6 protein-coding genes and 1 pseudogene are annotated in these 14,505 nt (G+C 43.4%); all 7 read right to left on the reverse strand.

Annotated elements, in window-relative coordinates:
- Nucleotides 1-75: 75 nt before the first annotated feature.
- Nucleotides 76-1,056: a PLP-dependent cysteine synthase family protein gene (locus QUB80_RS15070; protein WP_289790329.1), complete on the reverse strand. Its 981-nt coding sequence runs from the start codon at nucleotides 1,054-1,056 to the stop codon at nucleotides 76-78.
- The gene (locus tag QUB80_RS15075) at nucleotides 1,053-1,646 is read right to left on the reverse strand and encodes a phosphoribosyltransferase family protein (protein ID WP_289790330.1); all 594 of its coding nucleotides are present in this window, start codon (nucleotides 1,644-1,646) and stop codon (nucleotides 1,053-1,055) included. Before QUB80_RS15075 ends, QUB80_RS15070 begins: the two co-directional genes overlap by 4 nt.
- An 88-nt stretch (nucleotides 1,647-1,734) precedes the next feature.
- The gene (locus QUB80_RS15080; protein WP_289790331.1) at nucleotides 1,735-6,366 is read right to left on the reverse strand and encodes a non-ribosomal peptide synthetase; all 4,632 of its coding nucleotides are present in this window, start codon (nucleotides 6,364-6,366) and stop codon (nucleotides 1,735-1,737) included.
- Nucleotides 6,363-11,768: a non-ribosomal peptide synthetase gene (locus QUB80_RS15085; protein ID WP_289790332.1), complete on the reverse strand. Its 5,406-nt coding sequence runs from the start codon at nucleotides 11,766-11,768 to the stop codon at nucleotides 6,363-6,365. The genes QUB80_RS15080 and QUB80_RS15085 overlap by 4 nt, the downstream gene beginning before the upstream one ends.
- 729 nt (nucleotides 11,769-12,497) lie before the next feature.
- Complete coding sequence (locus tag QUB80_RS15090) at nucleotides 12,498-12,803, reverse strand: hypothetical protein (RefSeq protein ID WP_289790333.1); 306 nt, start codon at nucleotides 12,801-12,803, stop codon at nucleotides 12,498-12,500.
- A gap of 208 nt (nucleotides 12,804-13,011) precedes the next feature.
- Nucleotides 13,012-13,551 (reverse strand): annotated as a pseudogene (locus QUB80_RS15095) (universal stress protein).
- A 369-nt stretch (nucleotides 13,552-13,920) separates the two neighbouring features.
- Nucleotides 13,921-14,457, reverse strand: a complete 537-nt coding sequence (locus tag QUB80_RS15100) for a GNAT family N-acetyltransferase (RefSeq protein WP_289790334.1) — start codon at nucleotides 14,455-14,457, stop codon at nucleotides 13,921-13,923.
- Nucleotides 14,458-14,505 lie beyond the last annotated feature (48 nt).

Genomic DNA, 14,505 nt, shown 5'->3' on the forward strand with positions numbered 1-14,505 from the left:
CGCAAGCGATCGCACAATGTCATATCGATGTAGACAGGCGTTGCATCTGCAAAGTTCAATCCGCCCAGGCTATAACTAAACTATTGTCCTATGGGATTCATATTCGGTATACTTGCCATCCCAAATACTGAAGTACTTCCATGCCGAGTCAAATAAGACGGTGACAATATTCTTATCTAATCCAAGAGTTCGGGCGTACTTCTGTGTGACAAACATATTACTTCCAGCTGTTGGCCCGACAAAGAGTTTCTCTTCCCGGATCAGCTTTTTCATCATGTTCCAACTGTCATCCCCCGAAACCATTTCAACATCATCAACAAGATCCTCTCGAAGATTTTTGGCTATTTTCCCTGGGCCGAGACCCATCAGATTGTGGGGAGAATGTACGAATTCTTGACGATGAAGCTTCGCGTAGAGTGGTGCTGATTGCTCAACCTCGACAGCAACAGTTTTCATGTTTGGAAATGCGGCTTTTAGTTGCTCGGCAATTCCAGAAAAGGTACCGCCTGTGCCAATGCTACACACAAATAAATCGACTTTCTGATCTAAGGCGCGAAAATACTCGACTATCTCAACACCACATTGACACCATGCCCGCCAATTCAATTGGTTGCTTGATTGGTCTAAAAAGTAACTGTTTGGATGTTCGCGGACATACTCGTGTGCTTTTTGTTCGGCATATTCTAAGAAAGCGTTACTGGGCGTTTCGATAATTTCGGCCCCAAAGGATTGAATTTGAGTTTTGCGCTCTATCGTCATGCCTGCTGGCATAAAGATAACCACTTTATAACCCTTGAGGCTGCCAATTTGAGCAAGCGCAGCACCACCATTTCCGGTCGAACAGTCCACAAGCGTCATTCCTGGCTTGATTACACCACAAGCCTCTAACTCATTGATGATATAGTTGAAAACTCGGTCTTTATGACTACCAGTGGGATTTTTAAATTCGCATTTTGCGAAGATGTTAGCTGAACCAGGTTCGGCAATATGTTTGATTTGATAGAGATTGGTATTGCCGATGGCATCTAAAACTGAATGTGATACTTTCGAGTTCATTGTGCGGTTTGTAGATGGGTAATCTTGTTTGTCAGAACTTTCGTGCGATGCGTGAGTGGATCTATGGAAATTTGAATTAGTGATTTTACTGGCAGGTTATACTTTGCTTGTATTTTTTTAACTCCGCCATAGTCGACCTTTTCCACTGCAACGAGTATTTCAACAACTTTCGCACCAGCTTTGTTGACTGCTTCTATGAGTGCAGCAAGTGTGCCTCCAGTGCTGATGGTGTCATCAACTATAACTACTCGATCACCGGGGGAAATACCGTTCATGTATAGATTTCCGGTGAAATACTCGGATTTAATTGGTACTACTAAAGAATTGATTAAATCATAGTTGTACCATCTAGCTACAGCAAGCGGCAGCTTTTTTTCTAAGCAAATAGCAGCACCGAGAATCGCCCCTTTATCTTCCTCAACGAGTATTTTATTGGCAACGAATTCGCCGATTTTACATAACCTGTTTCGTGCTTCGATCAGTACATCGGGTCGCAATGCAGGCTGTTGATCGGTGAACTCATTAATAGTTGTGTAATGAGTACCGCTTTTTACGGTTGGTGCGTTTTCATAAACCTGTTCAAGAAGCATATTTATAGCCTTCCTTTTCTCAATTTGTGTCATCCGATTTTGGATTGACCCTACGGATAAATCCGAGGGCTTGAAGATTTTGGAATAGTCAATCGCAACGGGAAGCGATCGCCATTGACAATTCCGACAGGTGCAGATCGGGATTAGTAACAATATTTTTCAGCAAGGTCTGAAAATATCTCGCCATCCGGGCGATGGTAGCGGGATTGAAGAGGTCAGAATTGTATTCAAAACTGCCATTCAGCCCCTCTGGTTCTTCTGATAAATCGAGCGTTAAATCACGCTTAACTATCCCGCTATCGACTTCGATTTGTTTCAAGGTTAACCCTGAAAACTCTAGGAAAGGTTTAGGAGTATTCTGAAAGACGAACATTACCTGAAACAGTGGTACACGTTTTATATACCGCTCTGGTTGCAATTCCTCCTCCAGCTTCTCCAAAGGCAAATCTTGGTGGTCATAAGCTCCCAGGGTTACCTCACGTACCCGACTCAGTAGCTCCCGAAAACTGGGATTGCCTGATAGGTCGGTGCGAAGTACCAGCGTGTTAGTAAAGAAGCCAATCAGTCCTTCAATCTCGGTTCGGTTGCGGTTGGCGATTGGCGATCCCACCAGAATGTCATCCAGCCCGGTGTAGTGGTAGAGCAATATCTTAAACACTGTCAACAGTGTTATGAACAAAGTCACCCCTTCTTTGTGGCTGAGAAGCTTGAGTTTCTCCGTTAGCAGCTTAGGTAGCACCAACGATTGTATTGAGCCTTGAAAGGTTGGTACTGCTGGTCGAGGTCGGTCGGTGGGCAATTCCAGTACAGGAAGGCTGCCACTAAGGTGCTGTTTCCAATAGAAAAGTAGAGCTTCTAGAACTTCACCTTGTAGCCACTGTCGCTGCCAAACAGCAAAGTCTGCATACTGAATTGAGGGTTCAGGAAGGGGCGAAGGCTTGCCAGTACAGAAGGCTTCGTAGAGTACTGCTATTTCTTGAAACAAAACCCCTATAGACCAACCATCGCTGACGATGTGGTGCATTGTCAAGAGCAACACATACTCCTCATCGTCCAACCACAGCAAGGTAGTTCGCAACAATGGGTCTCGCTCTAGAGCAAAGGGCTGCTGTGCTTCCTTAATAGCGAGTTGCTGAACTTGGATCTCCCGCTCAGGCTCAGGTAATTTTTGGAGATCTACTATTGGCAGTGTCTGGCTCAAGTTCTGGGTAATCACCTGAATCAGTTGCCCATCTACAACAGTAAAGTTGGTTCTTAGAGCTTCGTGACGCCTAAGGATTTCGTCAAAGCTCTGCTTGAGGGCTACTACATTTAGACGTCCCTGGATGTGAATGGCAGCAGCAATGTTATAAAGAGAGTTACCAGGTTGCAACTGTTCAAGAAACCAAAGTCTAGCTTGAGCAAAAGACATAGGGATGTCTTTATCAAGTGCCATGGGTAATAACGGGAGGTCTACTGTAGATTGCCCGCTTCTGCGCACCGTCTGAATACACTCAGCCAGTCCGGCAACTGTGGGAGCTTTAAACAAGCTACGCAATGGCAATTCCACTTTTAAGTTTGTCTGCACTTGTGAGATGAGTTGCGTTGCTAGTAAGGAATGTCCGCCTAGTTCAAAGAAGTTGTCGTGAATGCCAACTTTCTCAATACCCAAAATATTGGTCCAGATACCTGCTAACATCTCCTCAATCGGATTTCGAGGGGTTACAAAAGTGAGTTCTCGTTCGGGAACAGCCATCTCAGGTGCTGGTAGGGCGCGACGATCTACCTTGCCATTAGGCGTCAGCGGTAAAGTGTCTAGCATCACAAAGGAAGAAGGTACCATGTATTCTGGTAGCTTCTGTTTCAGGAAGCGGCGCAAATCACTAATTGTTGGTGTTGGCTGCTGATGCAGGACAAGGTAGGCTACTAACCGCTTATTTCCAGGAATATCTTCTCTGGCAACAACTATAGTCTCTTGCACAGCTGGGTGTTGACTCAGCACAATCTCAATTTCACCTAACTCGATGCGGAAGCCACGAATTTTTACCTGATGGTCTAGTCGCCCAATATATTCAAGATTTCCATCAGGTAAATAGCGTACTAGATCGCCAGTTTTATAAAGACGTGACTCTAGCTCGCTACTAAACGGGTTACGAATGAACTTTTGTGCAGTTAACTCGGAACGGTTAAGGTAGCCACGGGCTAATCCCTCACCACTGATATATAATTCACCTGGAATTCCAATGGGTACGGGTTTGAGATCACGGTCTAAAACATAAACTTGGGTATTGGTAATGGGACGACCGATGGATACTACACTATCCTCTGGTTTCACCAAAGCAAATGTAGAATAGGTCGTGTCTTCCGAAGGCCCATAAAGATTGAAGATCTGTTGTACACTACTATGTTTATACAGCAGCTGTACAAGCTTTTTCGCAAGAGGTTCACCCGCTAAATTTATAGTGCGTACAGAAGTAGGTATGGCATTTAATCTTAGTAATTCAGCTATTGCAGAAGGAACTGTATTAATTAGAGTGACTTCTTCCTTGGCAGGTAAATTTGGAAGATGTAAAACGTTGTTTGCCAGAATTGCTTTACCTCCCCAGCAAAGAGGTGCAAATAACTCAAAGATAGACAAATCAAAGCAGATGGAAGTTGCTGCTAAAACCCCAGCTAGATCCTTGTCAGTAAATACCTGTCTTGCCCAATCTAGAAAGGCTACCGTACTGTGATGTTCAATTACAACAGCTTTGGGTTTACCTGTAGAGCCGGAAGTGTAAAGTACGTAGGCATTGTGTGAAGATAGCACTTGAGTATTGGGGTTATCCTCACTTTCTTGATGGATAGTTTTCCAGTCAGTATCTAGATAGACGACTTGTGCCGAATGCTGGGGAAATTTGGCAAGTATTTGTGTTTGGGTAAGCAGTATTGGGGCTTGGGCATCTTGCAACATGAATGCCAAGCGTTCTTGGGGATAGCTAGGATCAAGGGGAATATAAGCACCGCCAGCTTTGAGAATACCTAATAGACCTATAATCATCTGAAGCGATCGCTCAACACATATACCTACCCGTACCTCTGGTTGAACACCTACTTTCTCCAGGTAATGGGCTAGTTGATTGGCGCGTTTATTCAAATCTCGGTAGGTAATTTGCTCGTCTTTGCAAACCATGGCAATGGCATCAGGAGTTCGCTCTACTTGTGCTTCAAATAATTGATGGATACACTTTTGTCGAGGATATTCTTTGTGGGTATGATTCCACTCCACCAAAATTTGATGCTGTTCGGCTAATGTCAGCAAAGGCAAATCTGATAAACGCTGGTTTGGGCAAGCAACCATTCCTGCCAATAAAGTTTGAAAATGCCCTGTCATTCGTCCAATAGTGCTGGCATCAAATAAGTCTGTATTGTATTCCCAGCAACCTTCTATGCCGTTGGCTGTCTCGGAAATATCGAGTGTCAAGTCAAACTTCGCTGTTCCACTGTCAATTTCTAATGGACTTAATTTCAAACCAGAAAAATCCAGGGCAGGCATAGGAGTATTCTGAAGGGCGAACATTACCTGAAATAGAGGTGTATAGCTGGTGTTCCGCTCTGGTTGCAAAGTTTCCACCAGTTTCTCAAAGGGTAGATCCTGATGATTGTGGGCTTCTAAAACCATCTGGCGCACCCGACAAAGCAGTTCTCTAAAGGTAGGGTTCCCTGCCAAATCTGTACGCAATACTAATGTATTGATAAACAAGCCAATTAAATTTTCAATTTCCGCATGGTTACGGTTAGCAACCGGAGAACCGACAAGAATGTCTTCCTGCCCTGTATAACGGTAAAGCAAGATTTTGAAAGCTGCCAGTAGAGTCATAAATAAGGTGACCCCTTCTTGCTGGCAGAGATGCTTGATTTGCTCAGAAAGAGGCTTTGGCAGCACAAACCCCTGCCTTGCTCCGCGAAAAGTCTGAATCGCAGCCCGCGATCGGTCAGTGGGCAACTGGAGTACAGGGAGATTTCCACTCAGCTGTTGCTTCCAGTAGGCAAGTAGCTCTGATAATACCTCGCCTTGCAACCAATCTCGCTGCCAAACAGCAAAGTCTGCATATTGAATGGAGAGTGGAGGAAGTGGTACAGACTTGTGGTGAGAAAAAGCATCATAAAGCGCTGCTAACTCCCGCAGCAACACTCCTAGAGACCAGCCATCGGAGACAATATGATGCATTGTCAACAGAAGTATATGTTCCTGTGGCGATACGCACAAAAGTTTAGCACGCAACAGCGGCCCCTGTGTCAAATCAAAAGGTTTTTGGGCTTCTTCAGTCGCCAATTGCAAAGTTTTTGTTTCTCGCTCGCTTTCAGGTAAATCCTGGAGATCTATCGTCGGCAACACTAAAGTAAGAGCCGAGTGAACCACTTGCACTGGTTGCTGGTCTACGATCATAAATGTAGTTCGCAAGACTTCATGACGCCGCACGATTTCGTGGATGCTATGCTCTAGTGCCGCCACATTCAACTGACCATTGAGACGGATAGCAGCTGGAATGTTGTATGCCGAACTTTGGGGCTGTAATTGCTGGAGAAACCACAGTCTTTGTTGAGCAAATGAAAGAAGCGCTGTATCTGAGTTTTCTCGTGGGGAAATTGTTTGTGTTTTGTCTAGTTCAACCCCCTCCTCTTCTAAAAAGTAGGCGAGAAGTTCTAGTTTGTCTTTTAATGACGGATTTTGCTCTGAGAAGTTTTGAAAGTCTTTCATGTGTTGCCTGTTTCCTGTTTCTTTTGCTGAAGCCTTGCTCTTACATCATTGGCTGACATAGCATTGATTTTCTGGAAAACCTGAGCAATTTTTTCCATCTGTCCTGGCTTTGTTTCCTGAGCAATTAAAAGTTGTGCCAGCTTCGCTACGGTATTTGCTTCAAAAAGGCTTTGCAGGGGTAGTTCTACCCGGAAAATGTCTCTTAGTCGGGAGATGATTTGAATAGCTAATAAAGAGTTTCCTCCCAACTCAAAGAAAGTATTGTAAATACCTACACGTTCAACTGGAAGAATTCCGCACCAAATCGCAGCTAATATTTCTTCAAGTGCAGTACGGGGGGGAACAAAACTTTCACTTTGCTCAAGGCTGGTAGCATCCGGTGTCGGCAGTGCGCTGTAGTCTAATTTACCATTTGGTGACCGTGGTAGTTGCGGCATGGTGACGAAAGCACTGGGAAGCATATAGTCTGGCAAATAACGAGACAAATATATGCGCAGGCTTTCATTTTGGTGCAGATTAATTGCACCTAGTTTATGTACTACATAGACGACTAAATACTGGGCGGATAATTTATCACTTAGGTGATTGCGTACACATACAGCAGCTTCCGCAATACTTGGATGGCGACGCAACAGAGTTTCAATTTCTCCAAGTTCCAGACGGAAGCCACGAATTTTGACTTGTTCGTCAAGGCGACCAAGAAATTCGATGTTACCGTTGGCTAAATAACGAGCTAAGTCACCAGTTTTGTAAATTCTAGAGACGCGATTAATTGCCTCTCTACAAGATATAAAAGGATTGGGTATAAATTTCTCAGCAGTTAGATCTGGGTTGTTCAAATAACCACGCGCCAAGCCAGCACCACCAACATATAATTCACCCGGTACACCAATCGGAACTGGTTGCAAATGCTTGTCTAGGATATACACTTGCTGGTTAGCGATCGCCTTACCGATGGCAATTACTGATGAGTGCGGTTCTACTTTCCAGGTTGTAGCATCAATAGATACTTCTGTGGGGCCGTAGCAGTTGTGGAGTTCCACACCATTGAGACGAGCAAAGAAGCGATCGCGCACTTGCATGGGTAAGGCTTCGCCGCCACAGGTAACGTAGCGCAGTGTGGTACAAGCTTCTAAGCCCGGTTCTTCTAAAACTAGTTGCAGCATGGCAGGAACAAAGTCCACAAGTGTAATTTGCTCTTGTGCCATCACCCGAACCAGATAATTGGGTTCCTGATGACCACCTGGTCGTGCGATGACTAGACGCGCCCCAGACAGCAATGCCCCGAAAATTTCCCAAACCGCAACGTCAAAACTAAAGGAGGTTTTCTGTAAAATCCTGTCAGATGAGGTGAGTTGATAATGCTCTATACCCCAAAGCAAGCGATTCACAATTCCCTGATGAGGAATCATCACTCCTTTTGGTTGCCCTGTCGAACCAGAAGTGTAGATGACATATGCCAGGTGAGCAGGGGTAATATTTGTAGTTGGGTAGTCTGCACTTTCTTGGGCAATAATTTCCCAGCCAGTATCCAGGTAAATCACCTTGGCTGTATGTTCTGGCAGATTGGTGACAAGCTTTTGTTGAGTCAACAAAATAGTTGTCTGACTGTCCTCCAGCATAAAGGCTAGTCGTGCTTGAGGATAGCTGGGATCGAGAGGTACATAGGCACCGCCAGCTTTGAGAATACCCAGCACCCCAATTATCATCTCTAAAGAGCGCTTCATGCAGATTCCTACCAGCGTGTCAGCGTCTACACCTAGCGACTTTAAGTAATGGGCTAGTTGATTAGCCCGACTGTCCAATTCGCGGTAAGTTAATTGTTGCTTTTCAAACATCACCGCGATCGCCTGAGGGGTACGCTCCACCTGAGCCGCAAACAACTCGTGGAGGCATTTTTGGGGATAGTCTGTCTGAGTGCGGTTCCACTCTCTTAACAACTGATGGCTTTCGGTTGATGTCAATAACGGCAAAGTTGAAATACACTGGGCTGGATTGGCAACGATACTTTCTAGTAAGGTTTGGTAATGACCTGCCATGCGGGAGATAGTTTCGGCTGCAAACAAGTCTGTATTGTATTCCCAGGATGCTGCTAGTTCTCCATTCACTTCTGCCATTGTCAGTGTTAAATCGAACAGAGCTACCCGTTGTTCCAATCCTAAAGACTCCATTTCCAGTTCACCCAGATGCATCCGCGCCCCTGTCTCGCCTAAAGCAAAGCCTGCCAAGCTTTCTTGATTTTGCAGATGGGCTTTTTCCAAAACGAACATAGTTTGGAATATGGGCGATCGCCTGGAGTCCCTGACTGCTTGTAGTCGTTCTACCAAAAGGGCAAAGGGATAGTCTTGGTGTTCAAAGGCATCAAGAACAGTTTGCCGCATTTGATCCAAAAATGCCTTGAAGTTAGGATTTCCAGAAAGATTCCCTCGCAGTACCACGGGATTAACAAAGTAACCTACCAATCCAGACAAATCTGAGCGACTTCGTCCTGCTGTGGGGGAGCCTACCAAAATATCTTCTTGACCTGTATAGCGGTAAAGAAGTACCTGAAAAGCAGCCAGCAAGGTCATGTAGAGAGTCGCTCCTTGACTGCGACTCAAAGTCTGAAGTTTCTGGGTTAGATCAGCATTTAACTTCCAAGGTACTGTTGCACCTCGATCAGTTTGAATTGCTGGTCGTGGTTTGTCTGTAGATAAATTTAATATTGGTAAATCACCAGCTAGTTGTCTTTGCCAATAAGCCCAAAGTTTCTCTCCTTTTGGACTAGCTAGCATTTGTGCTGTAGCGTGAGTATAGTCTGTGTAATCTAGTGGCAGTCTAGCTAGAGATACGGAGATACCATTTGTTTTTGCTTGGTAGAATATTCCTAGCTCCTGGGCGAGGACTGCTAAAGACCAGAAATCTACGACGATATGATGTACAGCCAGCAAGAGAATGTGTTCTACCTCCGACTGTGCGAACAGATGTACACGCATGAGCGGCCCTTGCTCCAAGTTAAAGGGAAGGCGAGCTGTTTGCTGTAGATGTTGATTGAGAAATTCTTCGCTCCAGGTAGAAATGTCTTGGAGTTGGAAGCCAATCTGCATCTGTTCGTGAACTATTTGCACAGGTTCCCTGTCAACAATAGTGAAGGTAGTCCTTAAAGCCGGATGACGCTCTACCAGTTTTGCAAATGCATATTGCAACGCGTCAATGTCCAGTTCTCCTCGCAAGCGCACAGCATTGACAATATTGTAAGCTGCACTTTTGGGTGCCAGTTGGTGCAGGAGCCACATTGCCCGTTGACCATAGGAGAGAGGGTGTTGGAGATTAACTTTCTCGGTGGAGATGAGAGGAGTTGCTTGGGTAAAGCTGGGTGCTGTTAATTCAGTCAGGATAGCGATCGCTAGTTGAGCGATACTATCACCTTGCAGAAATCTGGAGATGGGCAAAACTATGCCTAAATCAGTTTCAATACTGTGTTGCAGTTCGACAGCCATCAACGAGTCTAGACCTAAACTAGTCAACGGCTGCTGTAAGTCCAACTGGGAAGGAGGTATCTTCAGCACTTGGGCTATGCATTCTTGAAGATAAAACTCTAAGCGAGGCTGACGGTCTTTGGCTGCTAATGCCAAAAGAGTTTCCTGAGTCAGATTATCTTTGCTGTTGATCTCATAGGTATCTGCCAGAATACTACTACCTACCACATCCAGACTTTGATTCAAAAAGCCAGCACAGCAGGCATGACGCTGAATCTTGCCACTGGAAGTTTTGGGGATGCTTCCCGGTTTGAGTAGCAGCACACCATATACTTGCAATTCATGATTTTCTGCGATCGCTTGCCGAATAGCTGCAATAACTTCGTTGACATCCAAATGCCGCAGGTAACTCCGCTTCACTTCTTGCACAATCACTAGCCGTTCTTCGCCTGCAACATCAATTGCACACGCCGCACCTGCCGCAGATTGCAGTGTCGGATGGCTTTTTTCGACTGTGATTTCAATGTCCTGGGGGTAATGATTGCGACCGCGAATAATAATTAAGTCTTTGAGACGACCAGTAATAAACATTTCCCCTGCATGGAAAAATCCTAAGTCTCCCGTGCGTAGAAATGTATCCTCACCTGTATCTTTAATTTGCGCTGCAAAAGTACGCTTTGTTTCTTCAGTTCGGTTCCAATAACCACCAGCAATACTTGCACCCGACACCCAAATTTCTCCGACTTGATCAGCTAAACAGGGAGTTAAAGTTTTAGGATCTACGACAATAATTTTTTGTTGCAACTGGCTTTGACCACAGCCAATCAAAGTACGGGCATTGCCATTATCTTCCCTGGTTGCTACAACTTGGTTTTGTTCCAAACTAGAAGCCTGAAATGTTTTCACTGTCGGGGGTGCTGCCTTTTTACCACCAGCAACTAGTAAAGTAGCCTCAGCGAGTCCATAGCAGGGGTAAAATGCTTCATAGTGAAAGCCACAATCAGCAAAAGTGCTAGCAAACTGTTCCAAAGTTTCGCGACGAATCGGTTCAGCGCCATTAAAGGCTACGTTCCAGCTGCTGAGGTCAAGAGTCTGCCGTTCTTCGGGAGTAATCTTGCGAATGCATAGGTCATAAGCAAAATTGGGGCCGCCACTAGTCGTGGCTTTGTAGCGAGTAATTGCTTGCAACCAGCGTACAGGTCGTTGTAAAAAGTCTACTGGCGACATCAGTGTTGTCGGAAAACCACTGTAAACTGGCTGAAGAATTCCACCAATCAAACCCATATCATGGTATGGTGGCAACCAGATTACACCCCTACTGTTGGGTGTATGCTCGAAACACTGCTGAATTTGAGCTGAGTTATGTAGCAAGTGAGTGTGACTGAGCATCACTCCTTTGGGAATTCCTGTAGAACCAGAGGTGTACTGAAGAAATGCCAGTGTGTCACTAGTAATAACTGGTTTTTCCCATTTTTGTTCCCAGCTAATTTCTAGGTTGTTAGTTGCTATCCAGCGCAGAGTCTTAAGAGCCGGAAAATCGATACTTTTACGTTCGATATTTGATAAAACGTCGGTATTTGTGAGTGCGATCGCTGCTTGTGCGTCTGTCACTATTGCTTGCAATCGCGACAGAGACTGGTTAGCGCGGGGTGGATAAGCTGGAACAGCAACAACTCCCGCATACAGACAACCAAAAAACGCTGCGACAAACTCCAAACCAGGAGAGTACAGTAACAATGCTCTACCACCAGTGGCATCTATTGATTGCAGGTAAGCAGCGATTTGTCTTGCCTTTCGATCCAATTCTTGATAAGTAAAGCTACTTACTTCTGTTTCTCCATTCACTAGAAAGGTAAAAGCCAGTTGATCTGGCTGGTGTAATGTTCTGTAGCGTAGCAGGTCTACAAAAGTGGAAACTTTCAGATTATGTAAGGAGTTAGTCATCTTACTTGTGTCTAGTGAAACAGTCACCCTGAGACATTCAAAGTTGATAAATGCTTGCTTTTAACCAAATTATTTGCCCTGCACATTATTTATTAACTTTGTCGGCACATTTAAATTAACGATGGTTCAATTTATGCACTTTTCGGATACAGGTGAGGGACAAACTCCAATGGCTCCCGTTTGAGCGCTTTGTTGGTTTTTCCAAGTAAATATTTCAATACATATTTTTTGCTGGGCTGGCGGGACAAAGCCTTGCTCATGGAAATTCCGATATTGGAGTCTGATATTATTTGGCTAATTGAGTAATCACTTGCGGTCTGCCAATTTTCTTCAAAATTATATTTTTTGTTATATTTCTTAACACTCGCACTAAAAATAGCTCGATGCAATATGAGGTGATTTAATTACCCAAAAACTGAAATACTGTATCAAAAGAATTCTATGACCAAGTTTGAGCAGTTAGTGAAGCGAGATGATTTTTAGCTCATTAATTTCGTCTGTTTGTAAAGCGAATGGCAAATGCTCGTGCAACTGCCTCTGCCTTTGTATCACAAGTAAATTGATAGGTGTTTTAACCCAAATTCACAATTTATAGACATATTTGGGCAATCCCATTGAATCTCCAAGACAGCATCTTTGATTTGCTTGGGTTGCCCAATAAAAGTTCGCTTTTCGCCTGCATCTCATGCTTAATGTGACACCATTTGTTAAGTTAGATACTTATTCCCCTTAATGTTCCATCCAGCACAATAATCCTAGAGCTTGCTCCATTTGGGTTTTAAGTTTGCCACCAGTGACTTTTAATTTGAGCTCATCTTGTAATAACACTTTGATACTGTTGAATGCTGGAGGTAATCTTCTGGCTTCTGGAATTCCCAGAGGAGGAACTAAAGGATGGTTTTGTGTTGGTATTTGCCAAGTATCTGGAATAAATTTAGTCTCAACTGTCAGACTTGGAGTTTCCCAGGGATCGGGAATGAGTTCTACAGGTAAGCTAGATTTTTGGGGTGGATTTCTAGATATATTCTTTAACATAACTTTCGCCTCTGAAATTATGTTTGTATCGTCCACCTAAGCTTGTTTACAGTAGTTATGAACAAGCTTTCCTTTAATTATATTTTAACAAGAATTGATTGGTATAATTCTTGATTTTATGGTGTTTGTTTGGTTCAGGGAAAATAAACTTAACTTTTGACCAAATTGCCAATACCATATCTGCAATAGTCTGGAAAATTAGTAAGATTTAGATGGATGGCGCTACTTTCCCTAACTGTGTAGCTTCGGTTTTACTTGCATTAACAGGGCGCCGTACAGTCAAGACTGAACAAGAGGCATGGTGTAGGACGTAATTACTGACACTACCTAAAAATAACTCAAGAAGATCAGAACGACCTCTATGCCCTATTACAATTAAGTCATATTTGCCATTACGGGCAAATTCACAGATGGTGCGCCCAGGGCTACCTGGTTGTTGATCAAATTCAGTACTGACACCACTATTGGTTGCTTCCTCTGCAAGCGATCGCAACATCTCTAGTCCTTGGTTAGCGAACTTTTCTCACTGCTTTTGCTGCATTTCCAAAATTTCGGTACTCATTCCTAGCCCCAGGTAGTATTCAGGGCTAGATAGTAAAGAAATATCTGGGCTTCCCTCTTCTTCTGACGACAGTACGTGCAATAACGTCAGGTTAGCTTGTACAGCCTTCGCTAAGGCTAATGCTTCTTCAAAAACACTCCTACCGATGATAGATGTATCTAATGCAACTAGTATTTTGTGAAACATATTAGTTTGCCTCCAAACTTTTTTACCTAAGCTTTTAAGGCGTTGAGTCAACAACCAATCGCATTGTGGCTCTCTTTGATGACTCTGTATTTACTTATTGTTAATCGCTTTCACTTATATTTATAAGAAAACAATTTGAGGAACTTGTGAAGGCATAGTAGAGAGTTAAGAAAATTCTGAATTACAATGCCAAAACAGTGATTTAATAATGGGAATATACTTTGTTAGAGCAAAAACTAGATGTCTGATAGTTTTAAATACAGCAATTAATATAAGATTTTTCATGAAGCAAAGATATGCAATAATTAATATTGAAAGCGGCTACTAATTAAACATCAAATTTTAAGCAGCTTCGTTCCCGCAGAAATTTTAGTTATAAGTGTGAGAGAAAATAGATGAAACTGTTAAACGGTACAATAAATGCGGTAAATCTGCGTGGATAATCTCACAATTATATTGGAATCCTAACTTTTCCATAACTCTTTGGGAAGCTAGATTAGTTGTGAGAGTCAAGCAAATAACTTCCTGTAAATTTAGCACTTCAAAACCAATTTTTAAGATTTCTTTACCCATTTCTGTAGCTAATCCTTTTCCCCAAAATTTAGTTATTAAAGCATAAGCTAATTCTACTTCTTTCTTCCCTTCTATATCGATATTGCGAAGCCCAGCACGACCAACAAACTGATTATTAACTTTATTCCGAAACACCCATAATCCGAATCCATAAAGCTGCCAATGATACAAGTTATTTAAAATAAAAAGCCGTGTTTCTTCATCAGAGCGAACACCGCCTAAAGTTGCCATAACTTGTTTATCTCGGTGCATACGATGAAGTTCATTTAAATGTTGCAATTGCAGTCGTTCAGCCGTCAGCCGAGGAGTAGTAAATGTTTCTATTAACTCCATATTATTTAACTACAGCAGTTTTTTATGAAAAGGCAAAGACTATTTTAT

The organism is Chlorogloeopsis sp. ULAP01, from assembly GCF_030381805.1.
Lineage (GTDB): Bacteria > Cyanobacteriota > Cyanobacteriia > Cyanobacteriales > Nostocaceae > Chlorogloeopsis.